Origin of the sequence: Klebsiella sp. RIT-PI-d (assembly GCF_001187865.1) — a bacterium.
In the GTDB taxonomy this organism is placed as follows: domain Bacteria; phylum Pseudomonadota; class Gammaproteobacteria; order Enterobacterales; family Enterobacteriaceae; genus Superficieibacter.
Window position 1 is genome coordinate 2,244,670 of sequence record NZ_LGIT01000009.1, and the last position, 19,677, is coordinate 2,264,346.

Sequence of the window (19,677 nt, forward strand, 5' to 3'; positions counted from 1 at the left end):
GCCAACTCCTTAAATTATTTACCGTCTTTTCCAACGTGCAGAATGGCAAGGAACGCTTCCTGCGGCAGCTCAACGTTACCGACCTGCTTCATACGCTTCTTACCGTCTTTCTGCTTCTGGAGCAGCTTTTTCTTACGGCTGATATCGCCGCCATAGCATTTTGCCAGAACGTTTTTACGTAACTGTTTCACCGTTGAACGGGCAATGATATGGGTACCGATAGCCGCCTGAATGGCGATATCAAACTGCTGACGCGGGATCAGATCTTTCATCTTCTCGACCAGCTCACGACCACGATACTGGGCGTTATCACTGTGAGTGATCAGCGCCAGGGCGTCAACACGCTCACCGTTGATCAGTACGTCGACGCGAACCATTCGCGAAGCCTGGAAACGCTTAAAGTTATAATCCAGTGACGCATAGCCGCGAGAGGTGGATTTCAGACGGTCAAAGAAGTCGAGTACCACTTCAGCCATCGGGATCTCGTAGGTCAGGGCCACCTGGTTACCGTGATAAACCATGTTGGTTTGCACGCCGCGTTTTTCTACGCACAGGGTCATGACGTTGCCGAGGTACTCCTGTGGCATCAGCATATGACACTCGGCAATAGGCTCACGCAGTTCAAAAATGTTGTTTACCGCCGGGAGCTTTGAGGGGCTATCAACATAAATAACCTCTTTGGCCGTGGTTTCTACTTCATAAACCACGGTCGGCGCGGTGGTGATCAGATCAAGATCGTATTCACGCTCCAGACGCTCCTGAATGATTTCCATGTGCAACAGCCCCAGGAAGCCACAGCGGAAGCCGAAGCCCAGCGCGGTTGAACTTTCTGGCTCATAGAACAGCGAGGCGTCATTGAGACTCAGCTTGCCCAGCGCATCACGGAAGTTTTCATAGTCGTCAGAGCTTACCGGGAACAGACCAGCATAAACCTGCGGCTTCACTTTTTTGAAGCCCGGCAGCGCTTTATCCGCTGGATTACGCGCCAGCGTCAGGGTGTCGCCTACCGGCGCGCCGAGGATATCTTTGATAGCGCAAACCAGCCAGCCAACTTCACCGCAATTAAGCTCAGTACGATCAACCTGTTTCGGGGTAAAGATCCCGAGGCGGTCGGCGTTATAGGTTTGCCCGGTGCTCATGACCTTGATTTTGTCGCCTTTACGCAGGGTGCCGTTTTTAACACGCACCAGCGACACCACGCCAAGGTAGTTATCAAACCAGGAGTCGATGATCAGCGCCTGCAGCGGAGCCTCAGGATCGCCCTGCGGCGCGGGGATATCGCGCACCAGACGCTCAAGCACATCCTGCACGCCAATGCCGGTTTTCGCCGAGCAGCGAACCGCATCGGTGGCGTCGATACCCACGATATCTTCAATCTCTTCGGCTACGCGATCGGGGTCGGCAGCAGGCAGGTCGATTTTATTAAGAACCGGAACCACTTCCAGGTCCATTTCCAGTGCGGTGTAGCAGTTAGCAAGCGTTTGTGCTTCCACGCCCTGCCCGGCATCAACGACCAGCAGTGCGCCTTCGCAGGCCGCCAGCGAACGGGAAACTTCGTAGGAGAAGTCAACGTGACCCGGCGTGTCGATAAAGTTCAGCTGATAGGTTTCGCCATCGGCCGCTTTGAAATCGAGGGTAACGCTCTGCGCTTTAATCGTAATGCCGCGCTCGCGCTCCAGATCCATTGAATCCAGCACCTGAGCTGCCATTTCACGGTCGGACAGGCCGCCGCAAATCTGGATAATACGGTCAGACAGCGTCGACTTACCGTGGTCAATGTGAGCAATGATCGAAAAGTTACGTATATTCTTCATATATGGAGATTATTTTGCCTTACGGATACCAGGAGGCCGGGATTCTGAGCCTGACGTTTTTAGTCTGAAACGCCGCATTCTACACTACAACATGAATGCGAGGAAATGCTCATCCTGTCCCGGTAAAAAGGGGGAGATTACTCTGCTATACGCAACTCGTCCGGCGGCAGCCCTACGCTCAGGATCACCGGTTGCCAGGCTTCACGCGTGGCCAGACTGGCCGAGAAGCCCCGCGCAATCAAAAAGCCACCAACGCCGCCGAGAACCGCCCCGCATAATGCGGCAATATCGCTGGAAAACAGCGCCTGGAAAATCGATGCAACGATAAATAAGCCCACCAGCGGCGACATATAAACCAGCAGCGCCGAACTCAGCAGGCTGGCTTCGGCAATTCCCAGCTCAACTTTTTGCCCGGCAATCAGTGGCTGTGCGCTGGGAACCGTGATCGTGTGGCTGGTCTGCGGGCCAAGTTTATTTAGCACCCGACTGCCGCAGCCTGCACGTGATGCACAGCTATTACAGGACGCTTTTACGTCGCAGTGGACCTGTGCCTGACCGTTTTGCCATGAGACAACGGTCGCCCATTCTTTGATCATTGGACGGCCTTAAATTTTATGCTGTCAGCAATGCGCTTTGCTGTCGGCGGAGGGATTTCACCAACAATGGTAATTTCAGTATTGTCACGCAGCGTGGTACTCACGGTACGTCGGCCGGTGCGCAGCATTTGCTCGCTGCTGGACGACGTGGCCCGACTGATGTTCACCGAGAAACTGAACAGTCCGTCAGAGTAAAGTCGTGATTCAATGGGCACATCTACGGTCGGCAGCGAACGTCGGCTGCTGGCAACTTCAGCGAATCCCTGCGGAAGCCAGGATGGATTCCAGTTGAACGCAACCTTATCACCCGCCGGAACCGAAAGCAGCGGCGGCAAATTGGCTTTAGCCAGATTTTCCATGTTGCTGCCCACATTGTCACTCATATTGAAAGCGATAACGCGAAACTGTTCCAGCGTTTCACCGTCGCGATCCAGCAAATCAACCCGCATCGGCAGCCTGGTTTCTGAATCCAGCCAGACGATATAGCTATAACGCGTACCGTCACGCGCCACCACTCGGATAACTTCACACAGCCGGTCCGCAATACGCGTTCTGCCGACGGAGATGAAATCATACCAGGGAGAGAGGCGCTTGAAATTGGTGTACACCAGAGACGGCAGCGAGTCGACGATATAATCGCCGTTAAGCGTGAAAGGATCGAGGCCTGGTTCAAAGTAGCTGATCTCATTGCCACGCTGGACAACCTCGCGACGCGGGCCGTCCATCTGCAAAAGTTGCGCAAGCGTCTGGTTGTCCAGTCGTGCGTGACGATAGCGCAGAGATTCAACGCCTTGCTTATTGATGCTGATAAATGACAGCTCGTAGTTCAGTGACTGGCTGGCCAGATTCATCTGCTGCAGTAACGCCCCGGACGAGACGTCAGCGGAGGCGTTAGCAGAGAAAAACAGGCAACCAGCCAAAAGTGACATGCCACACCAAAATTGCTTCATTACTGCGATTGCGTTCCTAAAGTCTGGTTACCCGGCACCTGAACTGCAGCCTGCTGCGTCTGGGCCTGTTCAAACTGGAGTTGCTCGGAGTGAAGACGACGCTGAAGTTCATAGTCCTGCAACATCGCATTAATGCGACGCCGCTGTTCCTGAACCTGCTGCTGTTGACTGCCGTTAGCCGCAACGGAAGAGTCCGCCGGTACGCCAAGACTGACCGGGCTGGCTTTACCCATCATAGGCAGCGTATTGAACACTGGCGTCTCCGGCTGCTGAGTCGCATCGCCCTGCGCATTATACTGCTGGACGCCAACGATAACGGCAAGAGAGACGCAGGCCGCTACGCCCATTTGCGTTAGCTGACTGGCCCACGGACGGACTTTGTGCCAGAACGGCATTTTCTGCCATTGGTGCGGCACAGGCTGAGCTTCAGGGATGAGTGGCGCGGGTTCTTGCTCAATAGCAGCCATTACGCGTGAAGAGATATCAAAATGGAGGACATCGCTCGTTTCGCCTCGCAGCGAATCACGAATGAGATGATAACTCTCCCAGGTTTTTTGCATTTCCGAAGAGCGAGACAGCTCATTGAGCAGCTCGTTATCCAGTATTTCACCATCCATTAAAGCGGAAAGTTTTTCTTTCTGCATGCCTAATACCCTTTCAGTATCCCGCTATCGTCAACGCCTGATAAGCGGTTGAACTTTATTATCAATAGCTTCCCGAGCACGGAAAATGCGTGAACGCACTGTACCTACCGGACAATCCATGATGACGGCTATTTCTTCATAGCTCAGGCCATCGAGTTCACGCAAGGTGATAGCCATACGCAAATCTTCCGGAAGCGTTTCTATGGTTCGAAAAACGATCTGTCTCAGTTCTTCTGACAACATTAAGTTCTCAGGGTTCGAAATTTCTTTCAGCGCACCGCCACTTTCGAAGTTTTCTGCTTCATTAGCGTCTACATCGCTGGAAGGAGGTCGACGCCCCTGAGCAACCAGGTAATTTTTAGCTGTGTTGACTGCAATGCGGTACAGCCACGTATAAAAAGCACTATCTCCCCGGAATGAATCCAGCGCACGATAAGCTTTAATAAACGATTCCTGCACAACATCAGGTACATCAGCTGACGGTACATAACGAGAAACAAGGCTTGCTACCTTGTGCTGATAGCGCACCACCAGCAGGTTGAAAGCTTTTTGATCTCCCTTCTGGACCCGTTCAACTAAAATCTGGTCCGTTAACTGCTCGCTCATCCGAGGTAATGTCTCCTCAAACCCAATTCCCACGCGTAATCGAAACGCCACTCTATACACTGCACTGTGAGCAAGCTGTACGTTAGAGTGTCAATTCAATGTAAAGTTCCGTTACGCCATTTTAGTGAATGTCCACTGACCGTTTGTTATCACTCATTATAAGTCTGTTAGACGCGTACTACGCCCTTTCCCTGAGCAAACGTTGCAGCACGCCAGCAGAGTAACGTAACACAGGCATGATTTCACCATAAAATCCGTAACTAACGATCAGCTTCGCAAAATATTTTCGCTCTTTTTGTCAAACGCGGCCTGGTGCGGCAGCATGTTTAGCCATTACAACGAAATATAAAATAACCGTACTTATTTTACCCACCTGATGCTATGCTCGCACAACTTCGTTTAGTAAATTAAACAAAAATGATGAATACTTCCTCTGAATATTCTTGTGATGTTCTGATTATTGGCAGCGGTGCCGCCGGCTTATCACTGGCGCTGCGCCTTGCCGAATTCCAGTCGGTGATTGTCCTCAGTAAAGGATCGGTGAGCGAAGGCTCTACCCTGTATGCTCAGGGCGGTATTGCTGCGGTATTTGACGAGACGGACAGTATTGAATCCCACATCGAAGATACGCTTATTGCCGGAGCAGGGCTTTGCGAGCGAGACGCGGTCTCTTTTGTGGCCAGCAATGCCAAACGTTGCGTACAGTGGCTCATTGAGCAGGGCGTTATTTTTGATACGCAAATCCAGCCTAACGGTGATGCAGGTTATCATTTGACACGTGAGGGCGGTCATAGCCATCGGCGCATCCTGCACGCCGCCGATGCCACCGGTAAAGCGGTGGAAACTACGCTGGTCAGCCAGGCGCTTGCGCACCCGAATATTCGTGTTCTTGAGCGCAGCAATGCAGTAGATCTCATTGTATCTCATAAAATCGGCCTGCCGGGTCCGCATCGGGTGATGGGCGCATGGCTGTGGAACCGTAACCGGGAAAGGGTGGAAACCTGCCGGGCTGGAGCGGTGGTTTTAGCGACGGGCGGAGCATCTAAGGTCTATCAATACACCACCAACCCGGATATCTCCTCCGGCGACGGGATAGCAATGGCGTGGCGCGCCGGTTGCCGGGTCGCCAATCTCGAATTTAATCAGTTCCATCCCACTGCCCTGTTCCACCCTCAGGCGCGTAATTTTCTTCTGACGGAAGCATTACGCGGTGAAGGCGCATTTTTAAAACGCCCCGACGGATCGCGCTTTATGCCCGACTTTGATGAACGCGGTGAGCTGGCACCGCGAGATATTGTCGCCCGGGCTATCGGTCATGAAATGAAGCGCCTTGGCGTAGGTTGTCTGTATTTAGATATTAGCCACAAGCCGGAAGCATTTGTCCGCCAGCACTTCCCGATGATTTATGAAAAGTTGCTGAGCCTGGGAATTGATTTAACCAAAGAGCCTGTACCGATAGTACCTGCCGCGCATTATACCTGCGGTGGTGTAATGGTCGATGAGCAGGGACGAACGGATGTTGACGGGTTATATGCTATCGGCGAGGTCAGCTATACCGGCCTGCACGGTGCCAACAGAATGGCATCTAATTCACTGCTGGAATGTCTGGTTTATGGCTGGTCAGCAGCGGAAGATATTATAAAACGTGCTTCAGTGACCAGAGATGCAGCGCCACTTCCCGCCTGGGATGAGAGCCGGGTCGATAATGCCGATGAGCGCGTGGTTATCCAGCATAACTGGCACGAGCTGCGCCTGTTAATGTGGGATTATGTTGGTATTGTGCGCACGACCCGTCGACTGGAGCGCGCGCTGCGGCGCATTACCATGCTGCAGCAGGAAATCGACGAGTATTACGCCCATTTTCGCGTGTCTAATCATTTACTGGAACTGCGTAATCTGGTGCAGGTTGCCGAACTGATTGTACGCTGTGCCATGATGCGCAAAGAGAGTCGTGGCCTGCATTATACGCTGGATCACCCGCAGCTTCTGCCGGATGCAGGCCCTTCCATTCTTACACCACCGCTTTACATGAAGAGATAAAACATTCGGGTCAGGGCAGTGTAACTTTCGGAATAGTGTTGCTCTGGCCCACGAATGATCAGACGATCGCAGTAACACTCACCGGCCTGCGGTGAAAAGGCCAGCAGCACGCGATGTGGTAAACGGGTTTCAACTTCCGCGATATCGGTGCGTAAACGTAAATGCCAGCCGGAGGAACCCGCCAGTTGCGTAAACGTTGTTCCCACATCGATCGGGAGTACAACGCAAAAAAATCCGTCTTCAGTAATACAGTCTGCGGCACAGGCCAGCAGTGCGGTATGATCGAGCGTAGTGGTATAGCGCGCCTGCTCACGCTGTTCACTGCGGCATTCAACGCCTTTTTCAAAATAGGGCGGATTGCTGACAATCAGCTGGTAGCGCTTGTGCTGATGACTTACCCACTGCTGAATGTCGGCAGTATGGACCGTAATACGCGCAGACCACGGCGTCTGCTGACTATTTTCCCGGGCCTGCTGTGCCGCATCTTCATCAAGTTCGACAGCATCAATAATGACATTATCCGCGGTGCGCTGAGCCAGCATCATCGCTAAAAGACCGCTTCCCGTGCCTATATCCAGAATACGCTGCACCTGCACCACCGGTGCCCATACGCCAAGTAAAATACCGTCAGTGCCGACTTTCATGGCACACTTGTCGTGGGCAACAAAAAATTGTTTAAATGTGAATCCATTCCGACGCAACGCGGATTTAGACTGAGACATCGCAAGTACTCTTCCTGATATCATCCTAATAGCTTAAGGTTATGAACAATACCGGAGAACAGATAGCCACACAAACAGATGAACATTGTGGCCTTAACGTCTATAATCAGCGCCCCAAACTGAGGTAGAACATGACTGTAACGACTTTTTCCGAACTTGAACTAGATGAAAGCCTGCTGGACGCCCTCCAGGAGAAAGGCTTCACACGCCCGACCGCCATTCAGGCTGCCGCAATCCCGCCTGCGCTCGATGGCCGTGATGTTCTCGGTTCAGCGCCGACAGGTACCGGTAAAACGGCAGCGTATTTGCTGCCCGCGTTGCAGCACCTGCTCGACTTCCCACGCAAAAAATCTGGCCCGCCGCGTATCCTGATCCTCACGCCAACCCGTGAACTGGCGGTACAGGTAGCGGAACATGCCCGCGAGCTGGCAAAAAATACCCATCTGGATATCGCCACCATAACCGGCGGCGTCGCGTATATGAACCACGCGGAAGTGTTCAGTGAGAATCAGGACATCGTCGTGGCAACGACCGGTCGTCTGATGCAGTACATAAAAGAAGAGAACTTTGACTGTCATGCGGTTGAGAAGCTGATCCTTGATGAAGCTGACCGGATGCTGGATCTAGGGTTTGCGCAGGATATCGAACATATTGCCGGTGAGACCCGCTGGCGTAAGCAGACAATGCTGTTTTCTGCCACCATGGAAGGCGATGCGATTAAAGACTTTGCCGAGCGCCTGCTGGAGGATCCGGTTGAGGTCTCTGCCTCCCCTTCCGTTCGCGAGCGTAAGAAAATTCACCAGTGGTATTACCGCGCCGATGATGTCGAGCACAAAACGGCGTTACTGGTCCATCTGTTACAACAGCCGGAAGCCACACGCTCAATCGTTTTTGTGCGTAAGCGTGAGCGGGTGCATGAGCTGGCGAACTGGCTGCGTTCCGCGGGCATTAACAACTGCTATCTTGAAGGGGAGATGGTACAGGCCAAACGTACCGAAGCCATTAAGCGTCTGAATGACGGTCGCGTGAACGTGCTGGTGGCAACGGACGTTGCTGCACGTGGTATCGACATTCCTGATGTCAGCCACGTGTTTAACTTTGATATGCCGCGCACTGGCGATGCCTATTTACACCGCATCGGCCGTACCGGTCGCGCCGGCCGCAAAGGAACCGCCATTTCACTGGTTGAAGCACACGATCATTTGTTGCTGGGCAAAGCCGGTCGCTATATTGACGAACCGCTGAAAGCCCGCGTGATTGATGAGCTGCGCCCGAAAACGCGTGCGCCGAGTGAGAAAACTACCGGTAAACCGTCCAAGAAGGTACTGGCAAAACGTGCTGAGCAGAAAGAGAAAGAAAAAGAGAAGCCGCGCGTGAAGAAACGTCATCGTGATGCGAAAAACATCGGCAAACGACGCAAGCCAAGCGATGCCGCCGCTACTGCGGTTCAGGCAGAACAAAAAGCGAAATAATAAAACGCCGGGCAAGCCCGGCGTTTTCTTTATTTACTGGCAGCGTCTAAAATTAGAGGCTTTCAGTAAAGGTACGCGCAATAACGTCACGCTGCTGTTCTGGGGTCAGAGAGTTGAAGCGGACTGCATAACCAGAAACACGGATGGTCAGCTGCGGGTATTTTTCCGGATGTTCAACGGCGTCCAGCAGCGTTTCACGGCGCAGAACGTTAACGTTCAGGTGCTGACCACCTTCAACGCGAACTTCTGGCTGTACGTCCAGCGGAACTTCACGGTATTCAATTTCACCCAGTTTGTCGACGGCAACGATATCGTCTTCAGCAAAGCCAGCTTTGGCACATACGCAGCGCGCTTCGCCTTTTTCGTTGTCCAGCAACCAGAATGAATTCAGCAGGTCGTCGTTAGCGGCTTTTGTAATTTGGATACCAGTAATCATTTGATGCCTCCCTTAGGCTACATTTTTAATTTTTTGATTGGCCAGCGCTGGCCAATTGGTAAAACCATTATTGCTTGAGTGTATATATATCAGTCAAACCACCGGCATTCTTTGATTTAAATCAACAAAAACCACACTTCAAAAATGGTGATACCGAATATTATTGTTTTAGATCAATTTTCATAAGGGGTAATTGTTCTCGATCAGTATAAATATCATCTTCTTTCAGCTCGCTAAGTCCGGCCGTGCTATATCGCATTTTGTGATGCGCAAAGAAGCAGTTAAGCTATCTTCATTACCCTTTGCAGGAGAGCAAAATGACCACATCCTTAACCTGGCATGATGTGCTGGCAGAAGAAAAAGAACAGCCCTATTTTGTTAACGCCCTCAACACTGTCGCCGCCGAACGCCAGGCTGGTGTGACGGTTTATCCGCCGCAAAAAGATGTTTTTAACGCTTTCCGCTTTACGGAGCTTGGGGAGGTGAAAGTGGTCATTTTAGGCCAGGACCCTTACCACGGCCCGGGACAGGCACATGGTTTATCGTTTTCAGTACGGCCAGGGGTAGCTATTCCGCCATCATTACTGAATATGTATAAAGAACTGGAAGCAACGGTTCCTGGATTCATCCGTCCGACGCACGGTTATCTGGAAAGCTGGGCGCGCCAGGGGGTCTTATTGCTCAATACCGTTCTGACGGTACGTGGGGGCCAGGCGCACTCTCATGCCAGTCTTGGATGGGAAACGTTTACCGATAAAGTGATTAGCCTCATCAGTGAGCATCGCGAGAATGTCGTCTTTTTACTCTGGGGTTCACATGCGCAAAAGAAAGGCGCTCTGATTGACGGCAAACGTCATCATATTTTAAAAGCGCCGCACCCTTCTCCACTTTCCGCTCATCGGGGATTTTTTGGCAGTAATCACTTTGTGCTGGCGAACCAGTGGCTGGAGCAGCATGGTGAAAAGATCATTGACTGGATGCCGGTGTTGCCTGTCGAAGCACAATAAAAAAACGTCCGGGCTGTTTTCAGCGCCGGACGTCTATTATGTCGGAAAGGGATCAGCGTTTATTCTGTCGCCACCATTCGGCAAGCAGAACGCCCGTTGCCACTGAGACGTTCAGGCTTTCTACATTTCCCGTACCGTCAATCGCAATGTTCATGTCCGCAACCGCCTGAGCTGCATCGGACACGCCATCACGCTCCTGACCGACGACCAGCACCATTTTACGCGGCAGTTCCGCATCAAATAGCGCTGTTGTACCGGTATTACCACTGGTAGCAACGATGGTGTAGCCTGCCTGACGAAACGCTTCCAGCGCATCAATAACGTTATCGCCGGTGATCGGTTGAACGTGCTCCGCGCCGCCTTCTGCGGTACGAATAGCAGCACCGGACTCCAGTATCGCAGCATCATTCACCAGCACGCCTTTAATACCAAAATGGGCACAGCTACGGACGATGGCGCCGAGGTTATGCGGGTTAGCAATATCTTCCATTGCCAGTACGCAGTCGGTCTCACCTGCCTGCTCTACCCACTGCTTAACCAGGGTGCCGTTACGTTTTTTAATCAGGAAGCATACGCCACCGTGATGATCGGTACCGGACGCTTTCGCCAGCTCTTCGTCATCAACCACGTGGTACGCTTTGCGGTTCGCCGCCATCCAGCGCAATGCTTCTTTGAAGCGCGGCGTAACGCTCTGAATAAACCATGCGCGTACGATAGATTCCGGACGACTCTGGAACAGCGCCTGACAGGCGTTTTCACCGTACACGCGCGTTTCTTCCGCACGCTGACGGCGCAACACTTCCGGGTCAATAAAGCTTTTACCGCTAATGCCACCGTGATCGGCTTTTGCCGGAGCGTCATCATTCGGTGCGCGCGAAACCGTACGCCACGGTGAAGAATCGCGATCGCGATTACGATCCTGTGAGCCTCGATCCTCGCGGGAAGGACGACGACCACCTTCGGCACGGGACGATCCCGGACGGCCGCCGCCTTTTCCGGTTCGTGGGTTGTAAGTACGTTTATCCGAGTCGTCGTCGCTTCGGACGTACATTACTTTTACCTTGCCGTTTTTGTTCTTTAATTCGTCGCTCATAATGTTCCTCCACCAGCGCTGCGCGAAGCGCGCAGATTACCTGATGTCCACTCGCTGCGCCATATTTTCGTTCAAAAGCCTCTGTCTATTGTACCCATCGAATAAAACACGTTGTTGTATAAACAGACTTAATAATAATATGTAACATTAAAGAAACATTCTGGCGATTTCGCCATTCTGTCACCTTCTTACCCTGAGGTTAGTTATGAATACCGTTTGTGCCAGCTGTCAGTCGCTTAATCGCATCCCTGAAGATCGGATGAATGATGTAGCGAAATGCGGACGCTGCGGTCACGATCTGTTTGACGGCGATGTGATCAACGCGACCGGCGAGACACTCGATAAACTGCTCAAGGACGACCTGCCCGTGGTGGTAGATTTTTGGGCACCGTGGTGCGGTCCGTGCCGTAATTTCGCCCCGGTGTTTGAAGATGTGGCAGAAGAACGCAGCGGCAAGGTGCGCTTTGTTAAGGTGAATACCGAGGCTGAACGTGAGTTAAGTACCCGTTTTCGCATTCGCAGCATTCCTACTATCATGATTTTTAAGAAGGGTGAAGTTGTTGATATGCTTAATGGCGCAGTGCCTAAAGCCCCTTTTGATAGCTGGCTGAATGAATCCCTCTAAGATCGGCGGGGTGCATCTTGTGCCCCGTCCTGACCTTTGCGACAATGGCGTTTTTTCCGTGCGCCCCTCATGACTGATAATGCTGTACTCCGCCTTCGCGCCGAGCGACTCGCTCGCGCCACTCGTCCCTTTCTTGCCCGAGGTAATCGCGTTCGTCGCTGCCAGCGCTGTCTTCTGCCATTGAAGAACTGCCTTTGTGCGACCATTACCGCTGACAAAGCACGAAGTCAGTTCTGCCTGGTGATGTTTGATACCGAACCGATGAAGCCCAGTAATACGGGTCGTCTGATTGCCGATATCTTGCCGGACACGGTGGCATTTCAGTGGTCACGCACCGAGCCGCCTCAGGCCCTGCTTGAGCTTGTCGCCTGTACGGATTATCAGCCGCTGGTGGTATTCCCCGCCGCGTATGCGGGTGAACAACGACAGGTTTTGTCTGTGCCGCCGTCGGGTAAACCGCCGCTATTCATTATGCTGGATGGTACGTGGACGGAAGCGCGAAAAATGTTTCGTAAAAGTCCGTGGCTGGATGCGCTGCCGGTCATCTCGGTTGATCTTTCGCGTGTTTCATCTTACCGCCTGCGCGAAGCACAGGTTGAAGGCCAGTATTGTACCGCCGAAGTCGCTATCGCCTTGTTGGACCTGGCGGGCGATACCGGTGCAGCGGCAACGCTCGGCAGGCATTTCTCTCTCTTCCGCGAACGTTATCTGGCAGGAAAATTAGCACATCAGGGCAACATCACAGCAGCATCAGCAGAAAACGTTTAAAATCATTCCGTCACCTCTGCATAAGGAAGACCGGAATGAGTCAGCGAGGGCTTGAAGCGCTACTACGGCCTAAATCAATAGCGGTCATTGGGGCATCAATGAAACCGCAGCGGGCCGGTTATTTGATGATGCGTAATTTACTGGCCGGTGGATTCAGCGGTCCTGTACTTCCGGTTACACCGGCCTGGAAGGCGGTACTTGGTGTGCTGGCCTGGCCAGACGTTGCCAGCCTGCCTTTCACACCCGATCTGGCCGTACTCTGCACCCATGCGCGTCGCAATATCATGCTGCTTGAAGCACTCGGTGAAAAAGGATGCAAAACCTGCATTATTCTGTCATCCCCTCCGGAGCAATTCGCTGAACTTCAGGCCTGCGCGCGACGCTATCAAATGCGGCTTCTTGGTCCCAATAGTCTTGGACTACTGGCTCCGTGGCAGGGGCTTAACGCCAGCTTTTCTCCGGTGCCCATTACCCGCGGCAAGCTGGCGTTTATTTCTCAGTCCGCCGCCGTTTCTAATACCATACTGGACTGGGCGCAGCAGCGCGAAATGGGGTTTTCCTATTTTATCGCGCTGGGTGACAGCCTGGACATCGATGTCGATGAACTGCTGGATTTTCTCTCCCGTGACAGCAAAACCAGCGCCATCTTGCTTTATCTGGAGCACTTGAGTGACGCGCGCCGTTTTGTTTCCGCAGCCCGTAGCGCATCGCGCAACAAACCCATTCTGGTGATCAAAAGCGGGCGTAGCCCGGAGGCGCAGCGCCTGCTGCAGGTGAATTCCGGCATGGATCCGGCATGGGATGCGGCTATTCAGCGCGCAGGTTTACTTCGCGTGCGTGATACACATGAGCTGTTTTCCGCCGTCGAAACACTGAGTTATATGCGACCGCTGCGCGGTGAACGTCTGATGATTATCAGTAATGGTGCCGCGCCCGCTGCTCTGGCGCTGGATACCCTGTGGCTGCGCAATGGCAAGCTTGCGGCGCTTAGCGAGGAGACATGTCAGCAGCTACGCCAGGTGCTTGCGGATACCGTCAATATTGCTAATCCGCTGGATCTGCGCGATGACGCCAGTAGCGATCACTATCTGGCAGCGCTTAACGTCCTGTTAAGCAGTCAGGATTATGATGCGCTGATGATCATCCACTCCCCCAGTGCCGCTGCTCCGGGTACAGAGAGTGCGCTGGCGCTTATTGATGCGCTCAAGCGCCATCCTCGCGGCAAATATGTCACGGTATTGACCAACTGGTGCGGGGAATTCTCATCGCAGGAAGCGCGGCGTCTGTTTAGCGAAGCCGGACTTCCTACCTATCGTACACCTGAAGGCACGATCACCGCCTTTATGCATATGGTGGAGTATCGGCGTAATCAGAAACAGCTACGAGAAACGCCGGCACTGCCGGATAACCTCGCCGCCAATACTGCTGAGGCACATACGCTGCTTCAGCAGGCGCTGGCTGAAGGCGCGGCCTTGCTGGATACACATGAAGTACAGCCTATTTTACACGCCTATGGCCTGCATACCCTCCCGACATGGATCGCCAGCGACAGCGCCGAAGCAGTGCACATTGCAGAGCAAATTGGCTACCCGGTCGCACTAAAATTACGCTCTCCGGATATTCCGCATAAATCAGAAGTACAGGGGGTTATGCTGTATTTGCGAACTGCCGCAGAAGTCCAGCAGGCCGCCGATGCCATACTGGATCGGGTCAAAATGACCTGGCCTGGCGCACGGATTTACGGGCTTTTAGTGCAAAGTATGGCGAACCGTGCCGGAGCACAGGAGCTGCGCGTGGTGGTTGAACACGATCCGGTATTTGGCCCGCTGATTATGCTGGGCGAAGGCAACGTAGAGTGGCACGCTGACGATCAGGCCGCCGTTGCGCTGCCGCCGCTGAACATGAATCTGGCACGCTACCTGGTGATTCAGGCGATCAAAAGTAAAAAGATCCGTGGACGCAGCGCGCTACGTCCGCTGGATATTCCCGGTCTTAGTCAGCTGCTGGTAAGAGTTTCAAACCTGATTGTCGACTGCCCGGAGATTCAACGTCTGGATATTCACCCTTTGCTCGCCTCAGCGAACGAATTTACGGTTCTGGACGTTACCCTGGAGATTGCGCCTTTTGCAGGCGATCGTGAAAGTCGACTGGCCGTCCGTTCTTATCCCCAACAACTTGAGGAGTGGGTTGAACTGAAAAATGGTGAGCGCTGCTTGTTTCGGCCGATCCTGCCGGAAGATGAGCCTTCGCTACAGCAATTTATTGCCCAGGTCACAAAAGAAGATTTGTATTATCGTTACTTTAGTGAAATCAACGAATTTACTCATGAAGATTTAGCGAACATGACGCAGATAGACTACGATCGGGAAATGGCGTTTGTAGCTATTCGTCCCTTAGATGAGGGCGAGGAGATCCTTGGCGTCACGCGTGCTATTTCAGATCCGGACAATATTGATGCAGAATTTGCGGTACTGGTTCGCTCCGATTTAAAAGGCTTAGGTCTGGGTCGTCGGCTGCTGGAAAAGCTCATCAATTATACGCGCGATCACGGCCTGGAGAGGCTCAATGGCATCACCATGCCCAATAACCGCGGGATGATTGCCCTGGCCCGAAAACTGGGATTTGATGTTGATATCCAGCTTGAAGACGGGATTGTAGGCCTGACGTTAATGCTATCCTGTTCAGACAATGTATAAGTAAGCTGCTGGAAATGTTGATCACTTTGGCAGGTAACGATGATATGATTGCCCGCTTAAGTCGTCTGCCTTGTACAGATGACCCTTCAATAAACAGAGAAGAACCGCACTGTGATGTTGTCAAAATTTAAGCGTAACAAACATCAACAACACCTTGCCCAACTACCTAAGCTTTCTCAGTCAGTTGATGATGTTAAGTTCTTTTACAGCCCCGCCGATTTTCGGGAAGCGTTGTTGGCTAATATTGCCAGCGCAACGCGCCGGATTTGCGTTATCGCCCTCTATCTGGAGCAGGATGACGGTGGCGAGGGTATTTTATCTGCGGTGTATGAAGCAAAGCGCCTGCGTCCCGCGTTAGATGTCCGCATTCTGGTTGACTGGCATCGCGCCCAGCGTGGCCGGATTGGCGCAGCCGCGGGCAACACTAATGCTGACTGGTATTGTCGAATGGCGCAGGAGAACCCTGGCGTAGACGTTCCCGTTTACGGGGTGCCGGTCAATACCCGGGAAGCGCTCGGTGTTCTGCACTACAAAGGTTTCATTATCGATGACGCCGTTATTTATAGCGGTGCCAGCCTTAATGACGTCTATCTGCACCAACATGATAAATATCGATACGACCGCTATCAGCAAATTCGTAATCCCCGACTGGCTGACATCATGTTCGACTGGGTCGACCAAAATTTAACCCGTGGTCGTGGCGTGAACCGTCTGGATTCTGACTCACGTCCCAGAAGTCCGGAAATCAAGAACGATGTTCGTCTTTATCGTCATGAGCTGCGTGATACCAGTTATCATTTTGAAGGCGATGCCGACAATGAACAGTTAGCGGTTACTCCGCTGGTCGGTCTGGGAAAATCCAGTCTGCTAAATAAAACTATCTTCCATCTGATGCCCTGCACGGAAGAGAAGCTGACGATTTGTACGCCTTATTTCAACCTTCCTGCCGTACTGGTACGTAATATTATCCATTTATTGCGAGAAGGTAAGAAAGTCGAAATCATCGTTGGCGATAAAACAGCCAATGACTTTTATATTCCCGAAGATCAGCCGTTCAAGATTATCGGTGCCCTGCCCTATCTTTATGAGATCAACCTGCGTCGCTTTCTCAGCCGTCTACAATACTATGTGAATACCGATCAGCTGACGGTTCGTTTGTGGAAGGATGAAGATAATACTTACCATCTGAAGGGAATGTGGGTAGATGACGAGTGGATGCTGCTGACCGGCAATAATCTTAATCCACGTGCGTGGCGTCTGGACCTGGAAAATGCGATCTTAATTCACGATCCGCAGCAGAAACTGGCCGCACAGCGAGATAAAGAACTCGATTTGATCCGTACTCATACAACCGTCGTTAAACACTACAGCGATCTGCAAAGCATCGCCGAATACCCGGTTAAAGTACGTAAACTGATCCGCCGTCTGCGGCGGATTCGTATCGACCGGCTCATTAGTCGGATACTGTAAAATATCAGGCCCCGCAATGTCGGGGCTTTTTTATGAGGCTCCTCATGCGCTACGCTCTGCTTTGCAGTCTTTTGCTTGTGACAGGCTGTAGCCACATGGCTAACGACGGCTGGAGCGGCCAGGATAAAGCGCAACACTTTATCGCTTCGGCAATGTTGTCTGCGGCAGGCAATGAATATGCGCAGCATCAGGGGATCGGGCGCGATCGCAGTGCGGCCATTGGGGTTATGTTTTCTGTGGGGCTGGGAGCATCAAAAGAGCTTTGGGACAGCCGCCCGGCAGGAAGCGGCTGGAGCTGGAAGGATTTTGCCTGGGATATAGCCGGCGCGACGACCGGCTATACCGTCTGGCAGCTGGCACAACACTAAAGGCGTAGTCCTTTCCCTTTTCTGTGCAGCATCAGAGAAACAACAAAAGCCACGGCGCCCAGGGCGGTAACGTACCAGAAGAAGATTGTTTCCGATCCGATTGATTTCAGCGACAACGCGACATACTCAGCCGATCCGCCGAATAATGCATTTGCCACGGCATAGGAAAGTCCAACACCCAGTGCACGAACCTGCGCCGGAAACATTTCGGCCTTAAGAATACCGCTAATGGAAGTGTAGAAACTTACGATGATCAGTGCACACATTACCAGAGCAAAAGCGGCATAAGGAGAGGTCACATTCTGCAGCGCGGTAAGAATCGGCACCGTGCATAAGGTTGTCAACGCACCAAAGCAAAGCATTGAAGCCCTGCGCCCGATTCGGTCCGAAAGCGCGCCAATAAGTGGCTGGAGCAGCATAAAAACAAACAGTGCCGCAGTCATAATCCCGCTGGCGACATTGGCATGCATACCGGCGGTATTAACCAGATATTTCTGCATATAGGTAGTAAAAGTATAAAAGGCCAGCGAGCCTCCCGCCGTGAAGCCAAGCACCATGATGAAAGCTTTGCGGTTGCGCCACAATCCTTTAAATGAGCCAGCCTCTTTTAATGCGCGAGTTTCATGCTTTGACGTTTCATCCAGCTGACGACGCAGCCAGAGTGCGACGATAGCCAGCGCAGCGCCTAAGGCAAAAGGAATTCTCCAGCCCCATGCCCGAAGATCTGCGTCATCGAGAACCTGCTGCAATATAACCACGACTAACAGTGCCAGCAACTGTCCGCCTATCAACGTAACATATTGAAAGGAAGCAAAAAAACCTTTCCTTCCTTCGAGAGCGATTTCGCTCATATAGGTTGCACTGGTGCCATATTCACCGCCGACAGAAAGCCCCTGGAAAAGCCTGGCGAGAAGAAGCAGTGCCGGTGCCCATGTGCCGATGGTGTCGTATCCTGGCAAGCAGGCGATGACCAGTGAACCGACGCACATCATGCACACGGAAATAAGCATTGAGGCTTTACGGCCGCGTCTGTCAGCAATACGGCCAAATAACCAGCCCCCGATAGGTCTCATCAAAAAGCCGGCGGCAAAAATACCGGCGGTTTGCAGCAGCTGCGTAGTCGGATTACCCGAGGGGAAGAAGATGTGTGCAAAATAAAGTGAGCAGAAGGAATAGACGTAAAAATCAAACCATTCCACCAAATTACCGGAGGATGCGCCTACGATAGCCCATATACGACGCCGGACATCTGGCGCATCAGTGCTTTTTTTCTCTGCACTCTGAGTTACGTCTGCCATGCTGTTCTCCATGTTGTCAGACTTATTCAGCCTTTTATTTTGAAGCTCCAGATTACGCCCGCCCAAAAAGTAAATAAAGTGTTAATTATTTGTTGGCTAACATTTTATCCCCACTGTGCCTGATGTTGACGTTTGCGTTTTAAATAGTCGTCATCAGCACGAATTTTATCCCACCATCCTTTAAAAACCGTCGCTGCTGCGGCTTTAGTGGGGTCATTACCGCGCGTGTTCAGACTGCCATCTTCTGCATATTTCCTGCCGCCTTTGTAGTTGGCATAGCGTCTGGCACGGGTATAGCCCATCTGAATAAATTTACGCGCCATGTCCATGCCGACAAAATCGTCCTGCTGGCGATAGTCTTCAAATAGCTGATAGATTTTTTCGGCGGATTTAATCGCCGATGTTTCGTCTTTATATCGCCAGAAGGGTAAAATTTCACCTTTGTAAGGTTCAACCATTAATACGCCCTGTTCACCCCGTCCTACCTGGTAAAGTTCAGGGTGCTGACGGAAGTCGATACTGGAAAAATCCTGCTGATAGTTGAAAGGTTTTGTAGCCACTGAGGATCCTCCTGGTCTGGATGTGCAGGTGTTAAGGATAGTTCATGTGGCTGAAGTCGGGGGAGAGATCCTGCCTGGCAGTTTTACGCTTATCGTGCCTGCAAATCAGTATGGCTGAGGTGTACAGACTGCGGGGCGGTATAAAATGATAAATACAAAAACGCAAAAAGCCCATCCGTAAGGATGGGCTTTTCACTTGTTTGATGCCTGGCAGTTCCCTACTCTCGCATGGGGAGACCCCACACTACCATCGGCGCTACGGCGTTTCACTTCTGAGTTCGGCATGGGGTCAGGTGGGACCGCCGCGCTAGTGCCGCCAGGCAAATTCTGTTTTCCCGCCCGCGATTGACACGCCGGCCGGATAATCTGGTATCAGCTGAAAATCTCTCAAATCCGCCAAAACATCTTTGGCGTTGTAAGGTTAAGCCTCACGGTTCATTAGTACCGGTTAGCTCAACGCATCGCTGCGCTTACACACCCGGCCTATCAACGTCGTCGTCTTCAACGTTCCT

General features: G+C 52.2%; 19 protein-coding genes and 2 rRNA genes. 8 read left to right on the forward strand and 13 right to left on the reverse strand.

The features are described 5' to 3' along the window. Window positions 1–14: 14 nt before the first annotated feature. The 6 genes from lepA to rseD all read right to left on the reverse strand — a co-directional run bounded on the left by lepA (window position 15) and on the right by rseD (window position 4,675). A complete protein-coding gene (lepA, locus tag AC791_RS16795; protein WP_049841537.1) occupies window positions 15–1,814 on the reverse strand; it encodes a translation elongation factor 4 in 1,800 nt (599 codons plus the stop codon). 137 nt (window positions 1,815–1,951) lie between these two features. Further along, a complete protein-coding gene (gene rseC, locus AC791_RS16800; protein WP_049841538.1) occupies window positions 1,952–2,410 on the reverse strand; it encodes a SoxR-reducing system protein RseC in 459 nt (152 codons plus the stop codon). Beyond that, window positions 2,407–3,360, reverse strand: coding sequence for a sigma-E factor regulatory protein RseB (rseB, locus tag AC791_RS16805; RefSeq protein WP_049841539.1), 954 nt, complete (start codon window positions 3,358–3,360; stop codon window positions 2,407–2,409). Before rseB ends, rseC begins: the two co-directional genes overlap by 4 nt. Beyond that, window positions 3,360–4,004, reverse strand: coding sequence for an anti-sigma-E factor RseA (gene rseA / locus AC791_RS16810; protein ID WP_049841540.1), 645 nt, complete (start codon window positions 4,002–4,004; stop codon window positions 3,360–3,362). Before rseA ends, rseB begins: the two co-directional genes overlap by 1 nt. Before the next feature lie 30 nt (window positions 4,005–4,034). After that, complete coding sequence (rpoE, locus tag AC791_RS16815) at window positions 4,035–4,610, reverse strand: RNA polymerase sigma factor RpoE (protein WP_049841541.1); 576 nt, start codon at window positions 4,608–4,610, stop codon at window positions 4,035–4,037. After that, on the reverse strand, window positions 4,607–4,675 hold the full coding sequence (rseD, locus tag AC791_RS20980) for a rpoE leader peptide RseD (RefSeq protein WP_416202308.1): 69 nt from the start codon (window positions 4,673–4,675) through the stop codon (window positions 4,607–4,609). The genes rpoE and rseD overlap by 4 nt, the downstream gene beginning before the upstream one ends. Before the next feature lie 355 nt (window positions 4,676–5,030). Between rseD and nadB the strand changes: the two genes are divergently transcribed. Beyond that, complete coding sequence (gene nadB / locus AC791_RS16820) at window positions 5,031–6,650, forward strand: L-aspartate oxidase (RefSeq protein ID WP_049841668.1); 1,620 nt, start codon at window positions 5,031–5,033, stop codon at window positions 6,648–6,650. Here the strand turns inward: nadB and trmN are convergent. After that, window positions 6,635–7,372: a tRNA(1)(Val) (adenine(37)-N(6))-methyltransferase TrmN gene (gene trmN / locus AC791_RS16825; protein ID WP_049841542.1), complete on the reverse strand. Its 738-nt coding sequence runs from the start codon at window positions 7,370–7,372 to the stop codon at window positions 6,635–6,637. The genes nadB and trmN overlap by 16 nt on opposite strands. Window positions 7,373–7,503: 131 nt before the next feature. Between trmN and srmB the strand changes: the two genes are divergently transcribed. Beyond that, window positions 7,504–8,844 carry an ATP-dependent RNA helicase SrmB gene (gene srmB, locus AC791_RS16830; RefSeq protein ID WP_049841543.1) on the forward strand — a complete coding sequence of 447 codons (1,341 nt, stop codon included), beginning with the start codon at window positions 7,504–7,506 and terminating at the stop codon, window positions 8,842–8,844. Window positions 8,845–8,896: 52 nt separating this feature from the next. On the opposite strand, the gene grcA is transcribed toward srmB, so the two are convergent. Further along, window positions 8,897–9,280: an autonomous glycyl radical cofactor GrcA gene (gene grcA / locus AC791_RS16835; RefSeq protein WP_049841544.1), complete on the reverse strand. Its 384-nt coding sequence runs from the start codon at window positions 9,278–9,280 to the stop codon at window positions 8,897–8,899. Window positions 9,281–9,597: 317 nt separating this feature from the next. On the opposite strand from grcA, the gene ung reads away from it, so the two are divergent. Further along, window positions 9,598–10,287 (forward strand): uracil-DNA glycosylase, encoded by a 690-nt coding sequence (ung, locus tag AC791_RS16840; protein WP_049841545.1) that lies wholly within the window; start codon window positions 9,598–9,600, stop codon window positions 10,285–10,287. Window positions 10,288–10,339: 52 nt separating this feature from the next. On the opposite strand, the gene AC791_RS16845 is transcribed toward ung, so the two are convergent. After that, window positions 10,340–11,380 (reverse strand): tRNA/rRNA methyltransferase, encoded by a 1,041-nt coding sequence (locus tag AC791_RS16845; RefSeq protein ID WP_049841546.1) that lies wholly within the window; start codon window positions 11,378–11,380, stop codon window positions 10,340–10,342. Window positions 11,381–11,585: 205 nt separating this feature from the next. On the opposite strand from AC791_RS16845, the gene trxC reads away from it, so the two are divergent. From trxC to AC791_RS16870, 5 genes are all read left to right on the forward strand, one after another. After that, the gene (trxC, locus tag AC791_RS16850; RefSeq protein WP_049841547.1) at window positions 11,586–12,005 is read left to right on the forward strand and encodes a thioredoxin TrxC; all 420 of its coding nucleotides are present in this window, start codon (window positions 11,586–11,588) and stop codon (window positions 12,003–12,005) included. 69 nt (window positions 12,006–12,074) lie between these two features. Further along, on the forward strand, window positions 12,075–12,773 hold the full coding sequence (gene tapT / locus AC791_RS16855) for a tRNA-uridine aminocarboxypropyltransferase (protein WP_049841548.1): 699 nt from the start codon (window positions 12,075–12,077) through the stop codon (window positions 12,771–12,773). A 35-nt stretch (window positions 12,774–12,808) separates the two neighbouring features. Then, on the forward strand, window positions 12,809–15,469 hold the full coding sequence (locus AC791_RS16860; RefSeq protein ID WP_049841549.1) for a bifunctional acetate--CoA ligase family protein/GNAT family N-acetyltransferase: 2,661 nt from the start codon (window positions 12,809–12,811) through the stop codon (window positions 15,467–15,469). Window positions 15,470–15,583: 114 nt separating this feature from the next. After that, window positions 15,584–16,939 carry a CDP-diacylglycerol--serine O-phosphatidyltransferase gene (pssA, locus tag AC791_RS16865; protein ID WP_049841550.1) on the forward strand — a complete coding sequence of 452 codons (1,356 nt, stop codon included), beginning with the start codon at window positions 15,584–15,586 and terminating at the stop codon, window positions 16,937–16,939. 44 nt (window positions 16,940–16,983) lie between these two features. Then, window positions 16,984–17,307: a YfiM family lipoprotein gene (locus AC791_RS16870; protein ID WP_049841551.1), complete on the forward strand. Its 324-nt coding sequence runs from the start codon at window positions 16,984–16,986 to the stop codon at window positions 17,305–17,307. On the opposite strand, the gene AC791_RS16875 is transcribed toward AC791_RS16870, so the two are convergent. The 4 genes from AC791_RS16875 to AC791_RS16890 form a co-directional block, all read right to left on the reverse strand. Next, the gene (locus AC791_RS16875; RefSeq protein WP_049841552.1) at window positions 17,304–18,605 is read right to left on the reverse strand and encodes an MFS transporter; all 1,302 of its coding nucleotides are present in this window, start codon (window positions 18,603–18,605) and stop codon (window positions 17,304–17,306) included. The genes AC791_RS16870 and AC791_RS16875 overlap by 4 nt on opposite strands. Before the next feature lie 104 nt (window positions 18,606–18,709). Continuing rightward, window positions 18,710–19,165, reverse strand: a complete 456-nt coding sequence (locus AC791_RS16880) for a DUF4385 domain-containing protein (protein WP_049841553.1) — start codon at window positions 19,163–19,165, stop codon at window positions 18,710–18,712. A 205-nt stretch (window positions 19,166–19,370) separates the two neighbouring features. Next, window positions 19,371–19,486, reverse strand: a 5S ribosomal RNA gene (gene rrf / locus AC791_RS16885). Window positions 19,487–19,582: 96 nt separating this feature from the next. Continuing rightward, window positions 19,583–19,677: ribosomal RNA gene (locus tag AC791_RS16890) — 23S ribosomal RNA — on the reverse strand; the annotation flags it as partial.